The sequence below is a fragment of the Roseibium sp. genome, from assembly GCF_025698965.1.
In the GTDB taxonomy this organism is placed as follows: domain Bacteria; phylum Pseudomonadota; class Alphaproteobacteria; order Rhizobiales; family Stappiaceae; genus Roseibium.
In genome coordinates this window covers 1-21,266 of the sequence record NZ_JAILWL010000017.1, presented here as the reverse complement: position 1 = coordinate 21,266, position 21,266 = coordinate 1, and the positions used below count along the sequence as shown (strand labels likewise).

Genomic DNA, 21,266 nt, shown 5'->3' with positions numbered 1-21,266 from the left:
TCGCCGGGACAAATGATCCGGATGCCGAGAACATCGCTACTTCTGGCACTATTTTTTTTGACCGTCACAGCCAGTGCTTCCGATCATGAATCCGTTCTGGAAGCGAGGCAGGCGGGAAACATTGCGTCCTTCAGCAAAATTCTTTCTGCCGCCCGCGCAGCCGTCGGTGAACGAACAATTCTGGTCGATGCAAAGGTCCGCAAGCGCAGATCAGGACTTCAGGTGAAAGTCATACTGCGCAGAACGGAATCCGATGAGATCGTGGTGGTGACCGTCGATGCGGTCGAGGCAAGCGTTGTGGACGTCACTCATCGCGAACCGACTTCAAAGCCTGGAAAGCGCGAGGCCCCAAAAGCAAACTCCCGCCGTAATGTTGATCCAAGCTCGAACAAGGAACCGGACAGCAACCGGGAATCCAGAGGCGGCAATTCAGAAAGGGGTAACGGCAATCGCGACGGCGACCGTGGAAGAAGCGGAGACGGAAATGGTCGCGGCGACAAGAGTGGGTCAAGAAAATGAAGTTGTTGGTCATCGAAGATGAGCTTGCACTCCAACATCAAATTCGACGGGAGCTCATAAAGGAGGGCTTTACTGTAGATCAGGCGGACAACGGCGAAGACGGGCAGTTTCTTGGCGAAACCGAGCGGTATGATGCAATCGTCCTTGATCTCACGTTACCGACGAAGGATGGCACTTCGGTGCTGAAGGAATGGCGTGATGCCGACATCCGCACCCCCGTCATAATCCTTACCGCCCGTTCCCGCTGGCAGGATCGGGTTGCGGGCCTGAATGCCGGAGGAGACGATTACCTGGCCAAGCCCTTCCGGATTGAGGAACTGGTTGCCAGACTTCAGGCTCTGATACGGCGGTCTGCTGGTCTTGCCGCTCCTCAGATCGAACTCGGCGACATCTCCCTAAACACGGAAAGCGGCCGGGTTTACTGCTGCGGCAACGCTGTCGATCTGACCGGCAATGAGCTCAAACTGCTGAAAGCGATGATGCTGCGACCTGACAAGGTTCACAGCAAATCTGAGCTCTCTGAAAAAATCTACGGGTATTTTGAGGAACGGGATTCCAATACTGTCGAGGTTTATGTCGCTCAACTGCGTCAGAAGATCGGGCGTTACTTCATTCAAACGATCCGTGGACGGGGCTACACAATTCGACATCACGCATGTCCGGATCGCTAACCTACAGGGTCGTAGCTGCCGGTTTGATCTGGATTACGTGTGCATTGGGTATCGGCGGCTGGCTGATCTACGGAATGTTTCAGGACTCCATTTCCCGTCTGTTCGATTCCAGACTGGAGGCGGAACTGGAGCTTTTGACCGCGAAAATTGCAGACACAGAAGCCAATCCCGCGGATCAGATGAAAAATCCCGACTTCTGGCGCGTTTATTCCGGAACCTATTGGCAAGCCACGGCGGAAGATGGTCGGCGCTATCGCTCCCGCTCTTTGTGGGACATGGAACTTCCTGTCCCCGATGTTGTTCCCGATGGCTGGATATACGAGATCGTGGGTCCTGGTAATCGCCCAATCCGTATTCTCGCGCGTTCATTGACCATGCCCAGCGGAACCCGCTGGACCCTTGCCGTCGGGCATGACAAATCCGCTCTGCATGATGAAATCGCGGTATTCAGCCGTGCGCTTTTTTTATCGGCCGGTATCCTGGGTGGCATATTGCTGACTTCGGCATTTCTGCTGCTGCGCATTGCCCTTTCACCACTCCAGCAACTTCACAGTGCAGTCCGCAAACGACAGGTTCGATCCGGGTCGATCGAGGGACACTATCCAGCGGAAGTCGCTCCGCTGGTGGAGGATTTGAACCAGATGCTGGAGCGCAATGAAAGATTACGGGAACGAGGCAGGCGGCAAGCGGCCAATTTGGCCCATGCGCTGAAAACACCTGCGGCAATTCTCGCCAACGAACTTACGAAGGCAGATCGAGGGGAACAGATTGATACCATCCTTTCGGTCGAGGCGGTCGACAGGATCAGCGCCACTGCGGAAAGGCATCTCACCCATGCCAACGCGGACCCGGAGGACGTTTTTCTGGCCGGTTCGATCGATGCGGTCCCCTTGGCACAGGAAATTGCGCGGGCAATGCGCAGGCTCTACCCGGACAGATCACTCGAAATTTTCTCGGATCAGACTGTTCTTGTTCACATTCCGCAATCCGAGATAACCGAGATTCTCGGGAACATCTTAGACAATGCCGCCAAGTGGGCGCATCGACAGGTCCGTCTTACGCTTCTGACGGGCATTGATCATTGCACGATAACCGTCGAAGACGACGGCCCGGGCGTTCCTGAAAAAGACAGACGAAGAATTCTGAGCGAGGGCGTACGGCTGGACACCTCCAAGCCCGGCACAGGTCTTGGTCTGACAATAGTTGCGGATATTGTCGAATACCATGGCGGTCAAATTCATATGACACAGTCGCTCCGCGGCGGTTTGAAGGTGTCTGTAGAATTGCCGGCCCATCGAAATCGCCGTTACGCGTAGTCAGTTCTCCTACTCAATTGGAACATGAGGCCAATCTTAAAGAACGCCTCAGTTTCATTTCAGCTGAGTTCTCCAGTCTTCTCCCGATGAGCCTTCAACCTCTTTCTCAAGGGTCGGTTCAAGCACCGGCAGGTAAAGGAGACTAAGATGGAACCTGAGGACACAGGCAGCAACCTTCAAAACCAGATTGACGCTCTCCAGGCAAACATCGCGGGAGAAGACCAGGCTCCCAGAGGGCGTGGGCGAAAGGACGATGTTGTAACTGTGGCACGTCCTGTAGACGGTGCAGGAACAAATCCCGACTATCCGGACTGGGGGGCAGTCGGCCAGACGTTGCTGCGCTTGGCCGACGCCCGTTATGCAGATGGTATCGGCGAGATGATGAATGGCCTGCCGAATCCCCGCGACATCAGCAATGCAGTTTCGCAACAATCCGAGGACGAGCCCAATTCCTTCGGTCTGAGTGACCTATTCTGGGCCTGGGGTCAGTTTATCGACCATGACCTGGATCTGACTGAAGCAGGTGAAACAACATATGAACCGATCCCTGTCCCAGTGGGAGACCCCTTTTTCGACCCACAGGGCCTCGGTGAGGCCGTCATTCCGTTTTTCCGGGTGGATCCGGTGCATGACAGCGGTGTCACGGACACTCGTAGTTACGAAAACGAAATCACCTCCTTTCTCGACGCATCCATGGTCTATGGCTCGGATATCGCGACCGCAGCCTCGCTGCGAACTGATGGCGGCAAGCTGCTGCTTGACGATCAGGGTTTTCTAATCGAGACCGGGGAAGGCGGTGTTCTGGCAGGTGATATCCGCGCCGCTGAAAACGTGGCACTCACATCTTTGCACACGCTTTTCGCCCGTGAACACAACCGCATTGTCGACGAATTGGCGGCTGAAAACCCTGACTTGACCGACGACGAGCTGTTCGCCGCTGCGCGGCAACGGGTGGAAGCCGAAATCCAGGCGATCACCTTCAACGAATTTCTGCCCCTGCTCGTGGGAAAAAAGGCAATCGAGAAATACGACGGATATGACGAAGAAGTGAATCCAGGCATTTCGGTGGAATTTTCCACTGCAGCCTTTCGCTTCGGTCACACACTGCTATCGTCGGAAATTCAAAGGCTCAATGAAGACGGGTCCGTCATCGCGGCAGGCAATCTGGCACTTGCCGATGCCTTCTTTTCACCAGAACAGATATCTGAAAATGGCGGCATCGATCCGATCCTGCGCGGTCTTGCCGACGGCACAGCGCAGGAAATTGACACCCAAGTTGTCGAAGACGTACGCTCCTTTTTGTTCGGAGCTCCCGGTTCAGGCGGGCTCGATCTCGCATCGCTCAATATTCAGCGCGGGCGCGACCTGGGCGTTGCCAGTTACAACGACCTGAGAGAAGCGCTCGGTTTGGCACGGGCACAGGATTTTTCCGACATAACATCCGACAGTGAATTGGCTGCACAACTCGCTGATGTCTACGGAGATGTCGATCTTGTCGATGCCTGGATCGGAGGCCTGGCAGAAGACCCATACGCCGATGGTGTCATCGGCGAGACATTTGCGACAATCATCATCGATCAATTCATGCGCATTCGAGACGGCGATCCCTATTGGAGTCAGGCAGGCGGCCTCGCAAAGGACGAGGTCAGGGATCTGTGGGGAACCACTTTGGCAGATATCATCGAAGCCAATACCGAAGTCGACACCGTGCAGGATAATGCCTTCTTGTCATACGATCGCGTTTCGGGGACCGGTTCAAACGATGTTCTGATGGGCTCTGACGGACGCGATCTGCTGCTCGGCCTGGCCGGTGACGACGAGCTCCTGGGCGGTAGGGGCGATGACCAGTTGGAAGGTGGTGACGGGAATGATGAGCTCATCGGCGGGGCTGGCAGAGATGTCCTTGATGGCGGCAGCGGCAATGACCAGCTGACCGGAGGAACCGGCAAGGACAGGTTCAGCTTTGTTGGAACCTTTGGCGACGACACGATCAGCGATTTCGGTACCGACGCACGAAACGCAGACAGGATCGGTATCGAAACCGATCTATTTGAAACCGTCGACGAACTGTTCGCAGCTGCAGAACAGGTTGGCAGCGATGTGATCCTGGATTTCGAAGAAGCCGGATCGATCACTCTTGCAAACACCAGTCTGTCCAGCTTGGGACAGGACGACTTTTTGCTGATCTGACCCCTGCGCAAATCGTGCAGCCATCCGGGTCCAAACGGGATGGTTGCCGATATTTGCAGAGATCCTTGCGGGCAAGGCCTGGGAATTCCAGCCGCTTTCGCTCAGCTCGGCTGGAACTCAGCTTGGCCCGCAAGGATTGTTCATGTTCTCGCCTTTTCAAAGGCTGCCCAGGCGGCCTCGAACTTCTCGAATGTAAAGCCGGGTTCACGCGCGGGACCGAGAACAAGTTTTTCGGTCTCCAGGAGCTTTCGAATTGCTGCTGCCAGACCGGGAATGACAGTGTCCGGAATGACCAGGGCACCATGCCGGTCGGCATGCACAAGTTCTCCCGGTCGAATGTCCAGTCCGAAGATCTTCACCGGTGTATCTATTTCCTTCACATGCACAAATCCATGGCTGGGCCCGATCGATCCTGCAACGACCGGAAACGCTTCCGGCAGATCGCCAAGATCCCGCATGACCCCGTTGGTCAGCGCACCCGACAACCCGAGCCCCTTGTGCACCGTCGTGTTGATTTCCCCCCAATAGGCACCGATCGCATTGGGGTAATCGACATCTTCAACAACAACCAAACCCGGTCGCATTCCTTCAGACATGTAGCGGTAATAGTCCATACGCCGCGCCTTGATCACATCGGCCGCTTCGTTGGGCGGTGCCAGCGCGGAGATTTTTGCAGTCCGGGCAAAACCGACCATGGCACCTGCATCTGTATCGGAACAGAGCATCGTGCCTCGTGTGAAGCGGTTAAAGCCGCGTTTGCCCTCGGCCACTTCGATCGCATTGCAGACGGTCGGCGTATCGACGGATTTCAACAGGTCCAGCAGTTCGGCGTTCATGATAGCTCCAGCCAGGTTTGAATGGCCATGTTGACGGCCTCGGGTTGTTCCAGCGTCGGCAGATGCCCGGCACCTTCAACGATTTCGAGTATCGAACCGTCGATGAGATCGTGCATCAGTTGATGACGGTCAATGGGACAAAGCCGATCCTCCTGCCCCATCAGGATCAAGGTCGGCACCTTCACCGCCCTCAAGGTGTCCTGTTGATCCGGGCGACGTTGCAGAGCCCTGGATTGGCGCTCGAACACATTCGGACCAAGATCTATGGCCATTGCCATGCACGTGTCCAGAACGTCCTGTCGCAACGGCCCGTTGGCCAGATAGTTCGGTTTTAATTCGTCCCGCATGATTTCGCGCAGTTCACCGGCCCGAACCCGTTCGATCTGCGGTTCACGGCGCTGTCGAACCTCTTCCAGTTCCGCCCGAGGATTGGTATCGAGCAATGCCAACCGCTCAATTCGGTCCGGCGCCTGTCTCACAACTTCCATTGCAACAATTCCGCCCATGGAAAGGCCGGCAAGGGAAAAACGAGGTGGGGCATGCGCCAGAATGTCTGCTGCCAGCTTTTCAACGGTGTCATAAGCCGTGACAGGAGCCAGTTGAAGCGGAACCCGTCCGGACAAGCAGGCAATTTGCGGCCCGTATAGCCGCGCATCGCACATCATTCCAGGCAGCAGGAGAAGTGGTGTCACGCACGCTCTCCTGCCAATGCGGCACCTTCCGACAGTGCCTTCAATTTGGCAAAGGCGATCTCCGGATCGACCGCGCCATAGCCGGCAAAAGTACCGAAGCCGCAGTCGGAACCGGCGATCACCCTGTCCGCCCCCACGATACCGACAAACCGATCCAGACGCTGCGCCACCACTTCCGGATGTTCGACGAAGTTCGTTGTCGTGTCGACGACACCGGGCACAAGGATCTTGTCCTCTGGAATTTCCGCCTTCCTGTCCCTGAACACTGCCCACTCATGGGCGTGGCGCGGGTTGGAGGTTTCGAACAGAACATGGCGAGCGCGGGCAGACATCAGTGTCGAAAACACTTTATCCATGGAAATGTCGCAGACATGAGGCCCCTCATAGTTGCCCCAGCAGATGTGAATGCGAACTTTTGCCGGATCGATGTTCTGAAGTGCATGATTGAGCGCATCGACATGTGTGGCGGCAATCCTGACGAATTCCTCATCCGACAGGTCATTGAAAAGCATGTGCCTTGAGAGAGCCAGATCAGGGCAATCCAGCTGCAGATCGAGACCGGACGCAACAATCGTTTCGTACTCATCCTTCATGACATCCGCCAGCGCCTGAAGATAGGCCTCGCGCGAAGGATAGTGATCATTTTGCAGGAACAGCGAAATCACACCGGGCGAGGCCGCATTCATGAACCCCCGATTGACACCGTGTTCGGCCATGGCGGCTTTCAGATGTGCAATATCCTTTTCAAGTTCTCCCTGTCCCTTGGACCGAACCTCACCAGTACACATCGGACGTGCGTATTGCGGCGTACCACCGCTTTCGGCGATCCGTTTCAGAAAGCTTGGATAGAGTTTCAGATCCGCAGGCGCATTGCGCGGGCTGTCTCCTGAAAACCCGGTATAGCGGTCTTTCACATAGGTGGCATAGGAGATCTTTGAGGTTTCGCCGTCGCTGACAATCGTTACCCCCTCCTCGACCTGCCTGCGCACCGTGTCGGACACCGCTTCGGCCATCGCCGCATCAAATGCCGCTTCGTCATATGGCTCGCCCTTTTCCCGGGCGAAGATGAAATCGACGACCTTCTGAGTGCGCGGCAAAGAGCCGACATGGGTGACTTCAATCTTGCTCATAGGCTCCTCCCGGCTGGGGCAGGGTGTCCCTGCCCCGTTTTTGTCGTCAGGCGGCCCAGGTTGCCCCGGCCGGATCATCCGTGTTCATTACCCTGAAAAGGCTTGCCTCACCGCTCATCGACGGCACGAGGCTGTGCTTCAGCCCTGGCGGCACCGCACATGTGTCACCCGGTGCAAGAACCTTTTCGCCATCGGCCCAGCTCAGCTTCCAATGTCCGCGCATGACCATCAGGATCTCATGGCAATTCAGCGTGTAGTCGGTTTCGGGGATGGACCCGCGCGTCAGGAATTCCACCTCAAAACCCGGCTTGTCTTTCAATAGCGCCGTCTCGCCGATCACCTTGCAGGGACTGTCCGCCGCCAGGGCCATCATGTCCCAGTAGCGGGCCACGTAGTCGCGCACCACCGCCTCATTGCCCGGTTCGGGATAGGCTTTCAGTTCTTCGTCCGTCAGCAGTGGCATGGGCTTGACGCCTTCAGGCAGTCTCTGTCCCTGCTTGGTGTCGTAAAGCACGCCGTTTTCTCCCAGAACCAGGCCATGATCCTTGGCGTCTTCGATCACCTGCGGTGCCCAGATCACGCCACCACCGGCGTCGTCGCCGCCAAGGATCGCCATGATCATCCCGTAGTCTGTGCCGATGTTTTCAAATCCCCGAAAAATGCCGGTGGGAATATTGAAGATATCGCCCTCTTCGAGCACGACTTCACCTGCCGAGCCCCAGCGGCCCCAGAAGAAACGCCAACGACCTTTGAGAACATAAAAAACTTCTGCCGTACGGTGCGAATGAAGCGAGTTCCGGCATTTCGGCGGCTGACCGGCAGCCCCGATGTTGAACCCAGGTGTTTCCTTGATGTGCACGTGCTGATCAGGGCTTTCCGAAACACCACCACCAATGACTGTGAAGTTTTCCTTCTGATCGGATCCAGGTGTATGCGCGTCGATGAAAGCCGTGCGACAGGGTTTCAAATCGCCATACCGGACAATCCGGCTTTCCATTTCTTCAGGGGTCATAATACGCCTTCGGGGTTTTGGCTGTGTCAGCCGGTCTTCAATACGATCTGTTTCCAGATCGACGTTTCATCAAAAAGAACGAATTCGCGGCGCAGTCCCCAGGGTCCGAATTCCGCATGAGCGGCGCCCATAACGTAGACGTCGGCGCCAGTCGGCTGACCGAAAACGCCCCAGCCGTCATGTTTGCCGTGCAACGACCAGCGCAAGGCGGCGCGTGGTGGCATCATCGGATCGTCGCGGCCGATCTGATGTTCTATCTTGAATTCCGCACTCGGGAAGCTGGCGCGTAGTCCCATCCAGAACCGATCGGCATCCGGCCAGGAAACGCCTCCTACACCGCCAGGGTAGGCAAGTCGGCAGGCCCGATCATATTCGGCTTCGATTGTCGCCATGTCGGCGCCCATTATCCGGTTCAGGACATCGGCGTATTTGGCTCCCCATTCATTGTCGTTGCCTTTGCCCTTGTAAGGACCTGGCTTGTCGATGGACGGGTTGAAGGGAGGCACGCAAGCTTGCGGACCTCCCTCGCGTTCAATGAGATCGCGTGCATAATCCTTCGGGTCCCAGCCCAACTGGCGCACTACCGCACCCTGATCCCGGATCAGCCACTCGTCGTTGATCTGATTGTCGATCGCATGACAGTCGGCAATGATCCGGTAGCGAAGCTTCGTGCCGCTCGCCTTGCCGTAAACACCATCACCGGAATGAGTGGCGGTGGAAAATATCCTGTGCGACGACAACATTCCGTCTTCCGGCGTTCCTGACCAGATCACGTCTTCGCCCAGAAGCGTGCGGTCCGGAAATTCCGCAAGCGTTGCCATGGTCGCGCCGATTACACCCTGATTGCCGACCACGACCGAGCCGGGAGAACGCACGACAATGTCCTCTGAATAATAGTGATGCAGGGTTGCGATCTGGCGTTCTTCCCAGATCTCCCTGGTGATCCCGATGATATAGTCGGGAAAATCCTGCCAGCGCGGGTCAAAGCCTTTCATCGGGCCATCCTTCGGGAATGCGTGCGGAACCGCGGACCATCAGCGGTCCGTCGATCTTGATTTTCTGGACATCCTGGCTGCCTTCCTCGATCCAGCCGAGCAAGGTCGAGACGGTCGCCTCGACCATGCGGTTCGAAGGCTGGCGCAGGGTCGTCAGGTCATAGGCAGGCCAGGAGGCTAACGGGACATCGTCGTAGCCGACGACAGAAACATCGCCCGGGATATCGAGCTTGAGTTCAAAACGAAGTACATCCATGACGGCAAAGGCCATGTGGTCGTTGCCGACAAAAACCGCATCAGGCCTGTCTTCACCGGAAAACATCTCCCGCGTTGCCGCCGCAGCGGCTTCACGGGTATATTTTCCGTCAATACAGGCAACCAGTTCCGCGCCGGTCTGTTCAAGCCCCGATCTGAAGCCCGCTTCGCGATCTCTCCCGGTGGAAGACCCGGACCAGCCGGCGATATGCGCAATTTTCTTGTGTCCGCCCGCGACCAGAAACTCCGCAATCTTGCGGCCGCCTTCAATATTGTTGGACGTCACCTGATTGAGGCGCTCGTCATCCTGTCCGCGGTTGAAAAGAACCACCGGAACGCCTGCTGCGGAGCAGCGGGCAGCCAGTGCATTCGACATGCCGACGGATGCGGTGATGATACCATCGACCTGATAATCGAGCAGCTCGCCCATCACTTTGTCGACGCTGTCGTCTTCGTTGGACACCATGAAAACGAGGATGTGGTAACCGTGTGCCTGAAGAGCGTTGGACAGCTTTTCCAGCGCATCCGGGTAGAACTGGTTTTCCAGATAGGCGACAACAAGACCGATGATCCTGGACCTGCCGGTGATCAGTGACCGGGCCAGCACATTTGGCCGGTATCCCAGTTCCTCGGCTGCCTTCAGAACCTTTTCGGCCATTTTCGGCGAAACGGAAGCGCCGGGTGTGAAAACACGGCTGACGGCGGACTGGCTGACACCGGCCCGTTTGGCAACTTCAATGGATGTGACTTTCTCGCTGCCCATCAGTCTGCCGTCCAACCTCCCTCGACGAGAAGAGAAGTACCGGTGACCAGCGAAGCTGCGTCGCTTGCCAGATAAAGAACCGCTCCCATGATGTCCTCGACTTCACCTGTGCGGCCAAGTTTGATTTTTTCCTCGATCCATTTGACGCGCTCGGGATCGTTGAAAGTCGGTTCGGTCAAAGGCGTGCGGATGAAGGTCGGACAAACAGTGTTGATGCGGATCTTGTTCGGTCCAAACTCGATGGCCATTGCCTTGGTAAAGCCTTCGACGGCGAACTTGGACGCACAATAGACGGCACGGTCGATACCGCCGACGTGAGCCATCTGGGATGAAATGTTGATCAAGGACCCTGGTTTGCCTGCCTGCAGCAAGCCTTTCGCGACGGCCTGTGCGAGAAAATAGGCACCGCGCAGGTTGATATTCATCACCGCATCGAAATCTTCCGGAGTTGTTTCCGTGGCCGGTGTGTGCCGCGCAAGACCGGCGCTGTTGACCAGGACATCGAAAGGGCCGTGCTCAGCGACAGCAGCCTGAACCTGCACGACATCGACAACATCAAGCTGAAGCGCTGAGACCGTCCACCCTTTGGCGGTCATCGTCTCAACGGCTTCGCGCAGCTTCTCGGTCCCTCTTGCGGCCAGCACGACATCGCCGCCTGCCTCAGCCAGGGCTGTGGCGCACGCAAGACCGATGCCTGAAGACGCTCCGGTGACCAGTGCCTTCTTTCCGGTCATGGAAAAGCTGGGGGTGGAGGGTAATTCGATCATGTCAAAGCAACTCCTGTTTCAGGATCAAAGCCGGTACGGGCCTTGTTGAAATCTCGAAGTCGCTTGAAAACGTCAACGCCCAATTGCGCATAAGCGTCCAAAAGATCGACCAACACCCAGTTTTCGCGGATCAAACCGTTTTCCAGGCGCCAGAAATCCAGACTGCGCATGGTGATCTTCTTGCCTGCGGGCGCGATCCCCATCCAGCCATCATGAGTAACCGACTGGATCATGTTCGGCCAACCGGTCACCGCGGCAAAATTCCGGTCCCCGAAAAAATGATAGGTGATTTCGTCGACATACTGTCCCCGGTCCGGCATGCCGTTCAAAAACGGGATCTGATGCCAGTTGCGAAAGCCCTTGATCCCACGGCCTGTGCCTATTCCCGACGGACCGTACCAGTTCATGCGGGGATGCCAGAACCGCTCCATTTCCATGACTTCCGGGCCACCCTGCGACGGGTGTCGCTTCATGTATTGCAGCATGTCGATGATGTGCTGACAGGTCTTCAGCCCAGCTTCGTCATCATAAGGTCCCGGAACCAGGCCATCTGCCGTTGCAGGTCCCGGCACGTGCCATTCCCGGCCGAGTGTCGGCGCCATTGGCCACGCGCCTGCCTGCACCATGACTTCCGGGATGTCCCAAAGCGCCTGAAATTCCACGACCTTGCCGTCGGCAAAGCGATAGAATTCATGAAAGCGCAGCGATATCTGATGGCCGGAGGGTGGAATATCGAACCACGGTTTCTCGAAAGTTCCCGTGTAATAGCCCCCGCATCCAACCCAATCGTCGCCTTCGGGCGTCGGCCCCGCCATCACGATCGTATCGCGGCGTTCCAGATCCGGAAGCGCTTTCAACAGCGGCGCATAGGCCTTGTCGTAGAACGCATCCGATCCGGTTGTATCTCCGAACGGGTGGCAAAGCCGGAACAGTACGTCCGGAGCGCAGAGATCCGCCATAGTCTTGCGGACGACAACCTCTTCAAAGTCGTACATGGCAGCGCGCAATGGCGCAATCAGTGCCTTGTGCCGGGTATGCCTGTCCATGGTTATTCGGCGGCCTCTCCATAAGGCACATTGCCGCCGCCATATCTGCGCACCCGTACGTTGGCCTGTTCGGCATGGCCGACAAACCCTTCCAGCATGCAAAGGCGCGAGCAATAGGCACCGATTTCAGCCGCCGCCTCGTCCGTTAGAACCTTCTGGTAGGAATGGGTTTTCAGGAACTTGCCGACCCAAAGTCCGCCCGTGTAACGCCCGGCCTTTTTAGTCGGCAGCGTGTGGTTGGTGCCGATCACCTTGTCGCCATTGGCAACATTGGTCCGGGCGCCCAGGAACAACGCGCCGTAACAGGTCATGTTCTCAAGGAACCAGTCGTCCCTGTCAGTCATCACTTGCACATGCTCGGAGGCGATATCGTCGGCCACGGCAAGCATTTCGTCGTAGCTGTCGCACAAGATCACTTCGCCATAATCTTCCCATGACTTGGCTGCGGTGTCCGCTGTCGGCAGAATTTTCAAGAGACGGTCGATCTCGGTGAGGGTCTCCGTCGCAAGTTTTCTGGAATTGGTGACCAGCACCGCCGGTGAATTGTAGCCATGTTCCGCCTGTCCCAGCAGGTCGGTCGCGCACATTTCCGCATCCACCGTTTCGTCGGCTATCACCATGGTCTCGGTCGGTCCTGCGAAGAGATCAATACCGACGCGACCGAACAACTGGCGCTTGGCTTCGGCGACGAACGCATTTCCTGGCCCCACCAGCATATGAACCGGATCAATCGTTTCCGTTCCAAGCGCCATGGCACCGACAGCCTGAATGCCGCCCATGACGTAGATTTCGTGAGCTCCACCCAGATGCATCGCAGCTATCACCGCGGGGTTCGGCGCACCCTTGAAGGGCGGTGTTGCCGCAATAATACGCGGAACTTCTGCAACCGAGGCCGTGGCAACGGACATATGCGCGGAAGCTACCATTGGAAATTTGCCGCCCGGCACATAACAACCGACGGATTGCACAGGAATGTTCTTGTGGCCCAGAATGACGCCTGGAAGGGTTTCCACTTCGATGTCCGTCATCGACGAGCGTTGTGCCTGCGCGAATTTGCGCACCTGCTCCTGTGCGAACTTGATATCTTCCATGTCCCGTGGAGAGACCTGGTTCATCAGCGCGTCGATCTCCGCAGCACTCAGGCGGAATGATGCCGGTGAATAATTGTCGAATTTTTCGGACAATTCGCGCACGGCCGCATCGCCTTGCGTTTCGATGTCGCTAAGCGTTCCCTCCACGATCGCACGCACCTTGGCATCGTCTTCCGACCGCTCCGCCTCCGGCTTCCCTCGCTTCAGATATTCAATAGCCATGTCACATCCCTTTCAAAGCGCCGGCTGATGATCTTCTCGTTCGGATCCCGAGTCTCAGGCGCCTTTGTCATTCAAGTTGCATACGTATGCATAAATTTCAAGCTGCTTCCCGCACTTCCCGGAAAATTGCCTGTATCCTGCGCTAGGCTGCCTGGTCCGGTTCTGGTGGCGCGCAGTCGCCGCGATCAAAGGCCTCCCACCCTTCACCGTTGAAAACGTCCTTGCCGATCTGAGACAGGACATGCGGAAAATCAACCATGACCCAGTTGTCGACTATTTTGCCGTCGACCACTTTCCAGAAATCCATGTAGCGGATTTCGATCCGCTTTCCGGTCGGGGCAACGCCCATGAATTGTCCGGAATGCGTCGCTTCCTGGCGACCGAAAGCTGCTGCCCACTCCCCCATGTAAAGGCGCGCCTCATCGACACAGACCTTGTCGGAAAAAGCGGCCTGGAAAGGCTTTTGCCAATTGTCCTGAAATTCCTTCAGACCCGTCTTTTTGCCGCAACCGAAGTTGCCCATCCAGCGAAAGCCTTCGGAAAAGAACTCTCCAATATCTGCGATCCGGTGATCGTTGAGACCATCCACCATCTCTTCGATGACACGCCTTGTCTCATCCGTCTTGGACATATCCGTATCGCGGCTCAACACCGCCTGTTCGGGACGCGAACCCTTCACTGTCTAACCCTTTCAATTTCGGCAAAAATATCGAAACCCATCTGCTGCAACACGTGCGGGATATCCACGAAAACCCAGTTTTCTGCCAGTTTATCGCCATCACGCCGCCACCAGTCGCAAACGCGCATGTAGAGCCGTTTGCCCTTCGAAGGTTGCCCCAGGAAGGTCTTGGCCTGGACGGCATTGAGCGATGGCCAGCCGCCGGAACACACGTAGTCGCCATCGGCAAAACGAGTGAAATGCCGTGTACGGCTCCCTTCGACGGCTCCACCGACCCACTCACTGAACGTGTTTTCGAACGGCACCTGGAATCCAGCGAACCCCTCAAGACCGACGAAACTTCCAAAGGCCGCCGGACCGTACCAGAGCATGTCCTCATGCCAGAATGGCCGCCAGCTCTGGTCTTCCGTCGCAAGGTTCCGCAGCATCTGCGTCACCATATCGAGTGATCTTGCACTGACGGCGGAGTCATTGTCCTTCCACTGAAGTCCGTCCTGTGTCGCCGGCCCCGGCAGATAACCGGTATAGCCTCGCTCTCGGCCCGGAAAATCGCGAATGGGCCACTGCCCCGCGGCGATCATCAGTTCCGGAATATCGAAAAAGATGAAGCTTTCCACGGCCTGCCCATCCTGCAAGCGATGAAACTCGCCGAAACGGAGAAATGCCAACGCCCCCGTCGGTTGAATCCCGAGCCAGGGAAGCGAAAACCGCCCGCAATAGTAACCTGTGCAAGTCACCCATTGAGCCTCTTCGAACCGTCCGCCAAAAGCGATGTAATCGCTTCGACCGAGGAATTCGAACGCACGCCTGAGCGGCGCCAGCACCACCTCGCAGTAGTTTGAAGGACCGATGATCTCGTTGAACGGATGCACAACATTAATCACCGCGTCTTTGGCAAAAAACTGCTTCATGCCATTTTCAGTCTCTTCCCAGCCGGGCGCCGCGAACGCGGCGCAATACGCCTGGAGCGCCGATTTACCGGAAGAATTTGGCTCGGAACGGGTCATGCCTATCCCTTCACCGCACCGGCTGTCAGGCCGGAAACGATCTGACGCTGGAACAGCATCACCAGTAGAAACAACGGCACGATCGCAGACACAACAGCTGCCACCGCGAACATGACATTGCCTTCGGTGTAGGTTGTTCCCAGGAACGCTGCGATTTTGGGAACCATGGTCCGGTTCTGCTCGTTGAGCAGCATCGTCGTGACGGCAAAGTCGTTGTAGGCGAGCAGGAAACTGAACAGCCCGGTGGTGATCACGCCCGGCCACATGACCGGAATGATCACATGCCGGAATGCCTGGAACTGGGTGCAGCCGTCGACTTTCGCGCTTTCATCGAGATCGATCGGGATCTTCTGGAAGAATGAGTGCAGCATCCACAGCGTGAACGGCTGATTGATTGCAACCAACACGATGATCGCCGTCGGCAAATAACCCCATAGGTTCCAGGCAAAGAATGGAGGCAGATACCCGGATACCAGGGTAATCGGCGGCATTGCCCGGAAGATGAGCGCCGCGATCAGGAGCCAGAAGACATAGTTGTGGCCGGATCGGCTGAGTGCATATCCGCCGAGTGTTCCGATTGTGAGCGATGTGCACACCACGAAGAAACAGACGATGCCGGTGTTAAGGGCGGCGCGCCAGAAGTCTTCCTGAACCCAGGCACCGTAGTACCCTGCCCCGGTAAATGGCCGTCCATAGATTTCGTCGGTCAGTTTTCCGGTGATCGCATTGGTCCAGTCGGCGATGGAAAAGAAATCCAGCTCGACCTTGAACGATCCCCAGAGTGTCCAGAAGAAAGGGAACGCCGCCACAATGAACCAGACCACGATGAAAATCGTCGAAGCGACCTTGAGCGAAACAGGTTTCCGTCGATCAATAGCTGACATAGCTCAGGCCTTCCCTCTGTAATCGCGCCACGTACGGACAAGAACGGGTGAAAGCAGAATTGCGACCCCGATGATCGTCAGAACTGAAGTTGTTGCTGCCGCTGAAAGCTGATTGGTTTCGCCGCCAAGGTCGTTGTAGATGATCCACGACAAAGAAGTTGCATGCGCCGAGGCGTTGAAGCCGACGATCGGTTCAAAGACCCGGAAGTTGTCCATGAGCTGGATCAGCGCGACAAAGGTCACCAGCGGCATCAGGTGCGGTATGACGACGTAACGCGTCTGCTGCCACCTTGTTGCCCCATCGATCCGCGCACTTTCCAGCGTATCCTGCGGAACAGTCTGCAGACCGGCATAGAAAACGACAAAGGCAAAGGGTGCGCTGTGCCAGACCCCATAGACGATCACCGCAATCCACATCAGCGGTGTCGATGCCTTGAGAGACAGGCTTGGATCGCCTGCCAGATACTGGATGAGTTCACCGATGACACCCCGGCTGTCGATCATCCAGAACAGGATCAGGGAACCGACGAGCGGATTTACGATCATGGGCAGCAGTGAAAAGAAGATCATCAGCCCCTTGATCCGCTGGCTCAGGGAATTTACCGCGAGCGCGATTACAAACCCGAGAGCGATCAGAAGCGGAGTGACCACAAATGTATAGGTCAACGTAAAGGACATGGCGCGGTAGAATGGCAGATCGCCAATAGCGCTCATGAACTCACCGATGCTTGAACTCGAAGTCCAGGCATTCGCGACTTCAGCTGTCGCAAGATGTCCGCGGTCCAAATAGATCTCAAGCCCGGCGAACCGTCCGAGCGGCTGCTCTGCCCGCAAATCTTCCGTCGCTTCCTGATCGATGACCACACTTGTGGTGCAGCCGAACGGACCGCAGTTTTCTGTTTCAACCAGAACGGCTTCATGAGGGACGAACAGTGATTGCAACACCACCGACACTATCGGCGCAGCAATGAAGATGAGCATTGCAAGCGCGGTCGGCAGGAAGAACCAGAAGAAGGTTCTATGCTTCATACCGGGACCCGAATTTTGTGATTGAGTATGAGGTGCGCCCCAGGGGCGCACCGTTCTGTCAGGCTCCTATCAAAGGAAGCCTTTTTCTTTCGCCGCCGCAGTGTAGGCAGCTTCGACGTCTTTCAGGGCCTGCTCGGCACTTTCCTTGCCCTGCATGAAATCGGTCAGCTCATTGCCGAGCGCCGTATGCATCAGCCCCATGTAAGGGAATGTCGGATACGGAATTGTCTTCATGCCGGCCGCATCGTAAACGCCCTTTGCAGCTTCAGTCGGCTTATACCCTTCCAGCAGCCAGACTGCCTGAATGGCGACTTCCGGGTCCTGCAGGATCGCCGGGTCAATTGCTTTTTTCATCGCGATGAATGTTGCTTCTGCATCTTCATCACTGATGTTCTTGGCAACCGTCCAGCCATCCCACCAGAGTGTGGACGCAGGCGTGTTACCACCGCCGACGGTCATCGGCCCAGCAATTGCAAAGCCATCGATCACTTCCTGCGGCACACCTTCCGCCGAGGTCAGCGTGGCAGCGCGAGACCCCCACATATTCATCAAGGCGACATTGCCCGCACGGTATTCCGCATTGGTCGCGTTTGAATCATGTGTCAGGAAATCCGGGTTCATGTACTCGCTCAGCGCTTTCATCGTTTCCAGCGCCTTGATCCCGGCTTCCGAATTCACATTCGGTTCAGCCGTTCCCGGCTTGAAAAACTCGCCGCCGTAACCGAGGAACATGTTGTTGAATTCCTGGGCAAGATTCCAGCCCGCCGCATAGGCTCCTCCGACGGGATTTTCCATGATCCCTTCCTTGCGGATCTTGTCTGCGATCGCGATCATGTCCTCATAGGTTTTCGGCGGCTCTGCACCTACTTTTTCAAGTATGTCCTTGCGGTAGACGAGATGCTGCGCATTCGCCATGAAGGCAACCGCCATGACCTTGCCGTCGATCGTGATCAGCTGGTTCTTTGTCAGGCCGTCGCCATGCTTTGCGACCAGATCGTCCAGAGGACGGATCAGGTCACCGTTCATGAGCGCAACAATGGAGGAATTGGCGATGATTGCCGTTGTGTACTCAGCAGGGTTCCCGCTCATGCCGGCAACATTCAGCTTCTGATGGTCCGCCGTCAGGTTGGACTTCGCCTCAACCTTGTCGCTGGCACATTCCAGCGCACCGGCTCCAACGGTTTGGATCGCTGGAAATTCATTGCCGATTATACTGATCCGGCCGCTTTCAATTCCACATTCCGCATAAGCGCTGCCTGCCATCAGAGACAACGCTCCTGCAAGCAGTGTTTTTTTCATAAGCATGGGTTACTCCTGCTGCTCCCTTGCGCCTTGGCGCTCTCTTGGAAACCGGCTTATCGCCGGACTGGACCCGCTTACACGTCGATGCGTGTGCCGGTCTCATGATTGAATAGGTGACAGATTTCGGCCGGTACGCTCAGCCCGACCATTTCGTCGATCTCGATCCGATAGTCCTTGCTGGCTTTCACGGACACCAACGCACCACCGGCTTTGACGGTGATCATGGTCGCATCGCCCAGCAGTTCCATCGTATAGACGGCTGCCTTGATCTCCGCATTGCCGTCCGATCCGCCGGTCGACTGGGCGACGGCCGCATCCTCGGCCCTGAAACCCAGGATCAATGGACCGTCCGGCCCCTTGAGTCCGCTGATCGTGACGTTTTCACTGGTGAAGACACCGCCTTGCATCGTCCCTTCCATGAGATTCATGGCCGGTGACCCGATGAACCCGGCCACAAACGTGTTCGCCGGACGATCGTAGATATCCGTTGGCGTGCCGACCTGCTGGATAACACCGCGCTTCATCACCACGACCCGGTCGGCCAGCGTCATGGCCTCGATCTGGTCATGGGTCACGTAGATCGTCGTGACCTGAAGCTCGTGCTGAAGGTTCTTGATCTGGGCCCGTGTTGAAACCCGCAGTTTCGCATCCAGGTTGGACAGCGGTTCGTCCATCAAGAAGACATTCGGTTCCCGCACGATCGCTCGGGCCAGTGCAACGCGCTGCCGTTGACCACCCGACAGCTCCGCCGGCTTGCGATGCAGGAAATCGGTCAGCTCGACCATTTCAGCTGCCCGCATCACCCTGGCATCATGCGTCGACGGATCGACCTTGCGCACCTTCAGCGGAAAGCGAATGTTCTCGTAGACATTCATGTTTGGATAAAGACCATATGACTGGAACACCATGGCGATATCCCGGTCCTTTGGCTCCAGATCGTTCACAGTCCGTCCACCGATGACAATCTCACCGTCCGTCGCGTCTTCCAGACCAGCGATCATACGCATGGTTGTCGTCTTGCCGCAGCCAGAAGGCCCCAACAACACCAGAAACTCGCGATCGGCAATCGTCAGGTTGAAATCGTCGACACCGACAAATGCTCCCCAACGCTTTGACACGCTTTTTAGCTGTATCTCAGCCACTAAGTCCCCTCCACAACCGTTCGTCGACATTCATTTTGCATTCCTATGCAAAATAAGTAGACACACTTATCATTCTTTGGCAATGATTTTTTGCATACGAATGCAAAATAATGAGATCCGACAATCTCTCAACACTCGATAGGCCTGAAAATGTCTGATTTCCGGCGTGCACCGCACACCTTCCTGAACACAATCCTAACTGCTTCTCCGGAAGAAGCAAAATCCTTGATTTCCAATCACTTGAAGGCAGATGCTGTTTTTGACATCGCCCATCCGCTTCATCGGTTAGATGGCTCTGAGACCATTTGGGAAGATTTTTATGCCCCATTGAAAAACGCGCTTTCCCACGTTCGACGTCGCGACGAAATCTTCATCGGCGGACCGAACCGGCGTGCACCCGGTGGACATTGGATAGCAAGCGTCTGTCACTATGTCGGCAATTTCGAGGGTCCGCTTTTCGGCATCCAGCCATCGAACCATCTGGCACTCCTGCGGGCAGGTGAATTTTACAGAATAGAGCCGGACGGAAAGATCTCGGAGGCCAGGATCATCATCGATCTCCTGGACCTGATGCGCCAGGCCGGACGCTTTCCCCTGCCCCATATGCTTGGCACCGAGATGCTCTTTCCCGGCCCCGCCACCCATGATGGTGTTCTGCCGGAAGGTCAGGCGGATGGCGAAAAGACACTCGACCTTTGCGAAGCCATGCTGGCAGATCTCAAGGCGTTCAATCCGGAAACTTTTGAATCAAAGGGACAGACCGGTGACGACGGTTACTGGCACGGGGACATGCTTTGGTACGGACCAGGCGGAATTGGATCGAACTACAGGTGGAGCGGCTTTGAAAAAGACCACCGCGCCTCGTTTCTGACAGCCTTTCCCGATCGTGTCGGCGGCGACCACTATTGTCGCATCGGCGATGGGAACTATGCTGCCGTCAGCGGTTGGCCATCGATGACCATGACTCACAAAGGCGATTATCTTGGCGTCCCGGCCACCGGCAAGTCGCTGACCTTGCGTGTCATGGATTTCTACCGCTGCACCGGTGGCAAGATCATGGAAAACTGGGTGCTGCTCGACTATCTGGATCTGTTCAAGCAGATGGGACGGGATCTTATCGAAGAGCAGAAAACCCTTCGATAACGGCGCAACCAAACAGCCTGAGCTCTTCAATTTCACCGTACAATTGAAGGGCTCGAGGTTTGGTCACGAGGAAAGCGACTTGCCAGGCCGTCTCTTTTTCCATCAGACATCTAGCGTGTGGTCGCGTTCCCAGCGGGAGAAATGCGAAACGAAGGAATTCCATTCTTCGCGCTTCATCTTCACATAGGACCTGGCAAAGTCGGTACCGAGCATTGCCTTCAATTCCTCATCCGCATCGAAGGCCCGCAAGGCATCTAAAAGGTTCAGTGGCAGTTTCGGCACGTCTTTCAGGGTGTGGCCCTCGGCATACATGTCGATATCGTAGCGTGGCCCTGGATCAGCCTGCTGACGCAGTCCGGAAAGGCCGGCTGCGATGATGGCAGCCTGAAGCAGATAGGGATTGGCAGCACCGTCCGGCAACCGTAATTCAAAACGACCCGGTCCCGGCACACGAACCATGTGGGTGCGGTTGTTCCCGCTCCACGTGACCGTGTTCGGTGCCCAGGTGGCCCCGGAAACCGTCCGCGGTGCATTCAGGCGCTTGTAGCTGTTCACTGTCGGGTTGGTGATTGCCG

20 protein-coding genes and 1 pseudogene are annotated in these 21,266 nt (G+C 56.5%); 5 read left to right on the top strand and 16 right to left on the bottom strand.

Annotated features, from left to right (window positions below; all coding sequences use genetic code 11):
* Positions 1-21: 21 nt before the first annotated feature.
* From K5905_RS02785 to K5905_RS02770, 4 genes are all read left to right on the top strand, one after another.
* A complete protein-coding gene (locus tag K5905_RS02785) occupies positions 22-519 on the top strand; it encodes a hypothetical protein (RefSeq protein WP_297580103.1) in 498 nt (165 codons plus the stop codon).
* Positions 516-1,190: a response regulator transcription factor gene (locus tag K5905_RS02780; protein WP_297580101.1), complete on the top strand. Its 675-nt coding sequence runs from the start codon at positions 516-518 to the stop codon at positions 1,188-1,190. Before K5905_RS02785 ends, K5905_RS02780 begins: the two co-directional genes overlap by 4 nt.
* Positions 1,175-2,506, top strand: coding sequence for a sensor histidine kinase (locus K5905_RS02775; protein ID WP_297580099.1), 1,332 nt, complete (start codon positions 1,175-1,177; stop codon positions 2,504-2,506). Before K5905_RS02780 ends, K5905_RS02775 begins: the two co-directional genes overlap by 16 nt.
* Positions 2,507-2,653: 147 nt before the next feature.
* Positions 2,654-4,696: a peroxidase family protein gene (locus K5905_RS02770; protein WP_297580097.1), complete on the top strand. Its 2,043-nt coding sequence runs from the start codon at positions 2,654-2,656 to the stop codon at positions 4,694-4,696.
* Between the two features lie 140 nt (positions 4,697-4,836).
* Here the strand turns inward: K5905_RS02770 and K5905_RS02765 are convergent, their stop codons facing one another.
* The 15 genes from K5905_RS02765 to K5905_RS02695 form a co-directional block, all read right to left on the bottom strand.
* Complete coding sequence (locus tag K5905_RS02765; protein WP_297580096.1) at positions 4,837-5,532, bottom strand: RraA family protein; 696 nt, start codon at positions 5,530-5,532, stop codon at positions 4,837-4,839.
* Positions 5,529-6,224 carry an alpha/beta hydrolase gene (locus K5905_RS02760; protein ID WP_297580094.1) on the bottom strand — a complete coding sequence of 232 codons (696 nt, stop codon included), beginning with the start codon at positions 6,222-6,224 and terminating at the stop codon, positions 5,529-5,531. The genes K5905_RS02765 and K5905_RS02760 overlap by 4 nt, the downstream gene beginning before the upstream one ends.
* On the bottom strand, positions 6,221-7,354 hold the full coding sequence (locus K5905_RS02755) for a cobalamin-independent methionine synthase II family protein (protein ID WP_297580092.1): 1,134 nt from the start codon (positions 7,352-7,354) through the stop codon (positions 6,221-6,223). Before K5905_RS02755 ends, K5905_RS02760 begins: the two co-directional genes overlap by 4 nt.
* Before the next feature lie 46 nt (positions 7,355-7,400).
* A complete protein-coding gene (locus K5905_RS02750; RefSeq protein WP_297580091.1) occupies positions 7,401-8,366 on the bottom strand; it encodes a cupin domain-containing protein in 966 nt (321 codons plus the stop codon).
* A 26-nt stretch (positions 8,367-8,392) separates the two neighbouring features.
* Positions 8,393-9,361: an ester cyclase gene (locus tag K5905_RS02745; protein WP_297580090.1), complete on the bottom strand. Its 969-nt coding sequence runs from the start codon at positions 9,359-9,361 to the stop codon at positions 8,393-8,395.
* Entirely contained in the window at positions 9,348-10,379 is a 1,032-nt protein-coding gene (locus K5905_RS02740; protein WP_297580089.1) for a LacI family DNA-binding transcriptional regulator, read from the bottom strand. Before K5905_RS02740 ends, K5905_RS02745 begins: the two co-directional genes overlap by 14 nt.
* Positions 10,379-11,146, bottom strand: coding sequence for an SDR family oxidoreductase (locus K5905_RS02735; protein WP_297580087.1), 768 nt, complete (start codon positions 11,144-11,146; stop codon positions 10,379-10,381). The genes K5905_RS02740 and K5905_RS02735 overlap by 1 nt, the downstream gene beginning before the upstream one ends.
* Complete coding sequence (locus K5905_RS02730; RefSeq protein ID WP_297580085.1) at positions 11,143-12,192, bottom strand: ester cyclase; 1,050 nt, start codon at positions 12,190-12,192, stop codon at positions 11,143-11,145. Before K5905_RS02730 ends, K5905_RS02735 begins: the two co-directional genes overlap by 4 nt.
* A 2-nt stretch (positions 12,193-12,194) precedes the next feature.
* Complete coding sequence (gene hisD / locus K5905_RS02725) at positions 12,195-13,505, bottom strand: histidinol dehydrogenase (protein ID WP_297580083.1); 1,311 nt, start codon at positions 13,503-13,505, stop codon at positions 12,195-12,197.
* Positions 13,506-13,647: 142 nt separating this feature from the next.
* The gene (locus tag K5905_RS02720) at positions 13,648-14,184 is read right to left on the bottom strand and encodes an ester cyclase (RefSeq protein ID WP_297580080.1); all 537 of its coding nucleotides are present in this window, start codon (positions 14,182-14,184) and stop codon (positions 13,648-13,650) included.
* Complete coding sequence (locus tag K5905_RS02715) at positions 14,181-15,191, bottom strand: nuclear transport factor 2 family protein (protein WP_297580077.1); 1,011 nt, start codon at positions 15,189-15,191, stop codon at positions 14,181-14,183. Before K5905_RS02715 ends, K5905_RS02720 begins: the two co-directional genes overlap by 4 nt.
* Before the next feature lie 2 nt (positions 15,192-15,193).
* On the bottom strand, positions 15,194-16,075 hold the full coding sequence (locus K5905_RS02710) for a carbohydrate ABC transporter permease (RefSeq protein ID WP_297580075.1): 882 nt from the start codon (positions 16,073-16,075) through the stop codon (positions 15,194-15,196).
* A gap of 3 nt (positions 16,076-16,078) precedes the next feature.
* Complete coding sequence (locus tag K5905_RS02705) at positions 16,079-17,104, bottom strand: carbohydrate ABC transporter permease (protein WP_297580073.1); 1,026 nt, start codon at positions 17,102-17,104, stop codon at positions 16,079-16,081.
* 69 nt (positions 17,105-17,173) lie between these two features.
* On the bottom strand, positions 17,174-18,409 hold the full coding sequence (locus K5905_RS02700) for an extracellular solute-binding protein (protein ID WP_297580071.1): 1,236 nt from the start codon (positions 18,407-18,409) through the stop codon (positions 17,174-17,176).
* A gap of 71 nt (positions 18,410-18,480) precedes the next feature.
* Positions 18,481-19,548 (bottom strand): ABC transporter ATP-binding protein, encoded by a 1,068-nt coding sequence (locus tag K5905_RS02695; RefSeq protein WP_297580069.1) that lies wholly within the window; start codon positions 19,546-19,548, stop codon positions 18,481-18,483.
* A gap of 150 nt (positions 19,549-19,698) precedes the next feature.
* Here K5905_RS02695 and K5905_RS02690 point away from each other — a divergent pair, with 150 nt between their 5' ends.
* Positions 19,699-20,691: an ester cyclase gene (locus K5905_RS02690; protein ID WP_297580067.1), complete on the top strand. Its 993-nt coding sequence runs from the start codon at positions 19,699-19,701 to the stop codon at positions 20,689-20,691.
* A gap of 102 nt (positions 20,692-20,793) precedes the next feature.
* On the opposite strand, the pseudogene K5905_RS02685 reads toward K5905_RS02690, so the two are convergent.
* A pseudogene (locus K5905_RS02685) lies at positions 20,794-21,266 on the bottom strand (type III glutamate--ammonia ligase); the annotation flags it as partial.

What these genes read in the sequence shown, in the direction of transcription:
- K5905_RS02785 (WP_297580103.1), top strand. Translation starts at nt 22, where the DNA reads ATGCCGAGAACATCGCTACTTCTGGCACTATTTTTTTTGACCGTCACA.
- K5905_RS02780 (WP_297580101.1), top strand. Translation starts at nt 516, where the DNA reads ATGAAGTTGTTGGTCATCGAAGATGAGCTTGCACTCCAACATCAAATT.
- K5905_RS02775 (WP_297580099.1), top strand. Translation starts at nt 1,175, where the DNA reads ATGTCCGGATCGCTAACCTACAGGGTCGTAGCTGCCGGTTTGATCTGG.
- K5905_RS02770 (WP_297580097.1), top strand. Translation starts at nt 2,654, where the DNA reads ATGGAACCTGAGGACACAGGCAGCAACCTTCAAAACCAGATTGACGCT.
- K5905_RS02765 (WP_297580096.1), bottom strand. Translation starts at nt 5,532, where the DNA reads ATGAACGCCGAACTGCTGGACCTGTTGAAATCCGTCGATACGCCGACC.
- K5905_RS02755 (WP_297580092.1), bottom strand. Translation starts at nt 7,354, where the DNA reads ATGAGCAAGATTGAAGTCACCCATGTCGGCTCTTTGCCGCGCACTCAG.
- K5905_RS02750 (WP_297580091.1), bottom strand. Translation starts at nt 8,366, where the DNA reads ATGACCCCTGAAGAAATGGAAAGCCGGATTGTCCGGTATGGCGATTTG.
- K5905_RS02745 (WP_297580090.1), bottom strand. Translation starts at nt 9,361, where the DNA reads ATGAAAGGCTTTGACCCGCGCTGGCAGGATTTTCCCGACTATATCATC.
- K5905_RS02740 (WP_297580089.1), bottom strand. Translation starts at nt 10,379, where the DNA reads ATGGGCAGCGAGAAAGTCACATCCATTGAAGTTGCCAAACGGGCCGGT.
- K5905_RS02735 (WP_297580087.1), bottom strand. Translation starts at nt 11,146, where the DNA reads ATGATCGAATTACCCTCCACCCCCAGCTTTTCCATGACCGGAAAGAAG.
- K5905_RS02730 (WP_297580085.1), bottom strand. Translation starts at nt 12,192, where the DNA reads ATGGACAGGCATACCCGGCACAAGGCACTGATTGCGCCATTGCGCGCT.
- hisD (WP_297580083.1), bottom strand. Translation starts at nt 13,505, where the DNA reads ATGGCTATTGAATATCTGAAGCGAGGGAAGCCGGAGGCGGAGCGGTCG.
- K5905_RS02715 (WP_297580077.1), bottom strand. Translation starts at nt 15,191, where the DNA reads ATGACCCGTTCCGAGCCAAATTCTTCCGGTAAATCGGCGCTCCAGGCG.
- K5905_RS02710 (WP_297580075.1), bottom strand. Translation starts at nt 16,075, where the DNA reads ATGTCAGCTATTGATCGACGGAAACCTGTTTCGCTCAAGGTCGCTTCG.
- K5905_RS02705 (WP_297580073.1), bottom strand. Translation starts at nt 17,104, where the DNA reads ATGAAGCATAGAACCTTCTTCTGGTTCTTCCTGCCGACCGCGCTTGCA.
- K5905_RS02700 (WP_297580071.1), bottom strand. Translation starts at nt 18,409, where the DNA reads ATGCTTATGAAAAAAACACTGCTTGCAGGAGCGTTGTCTCTGATGGCA.
- K5905_RS02690 (WP_297580067.1), top strand. Translation starts at nt 19,699, where the DNA reads ATGTCTGATTTCCGGCGTGCACCGCACACCTTCCTGAACACAATCCTA.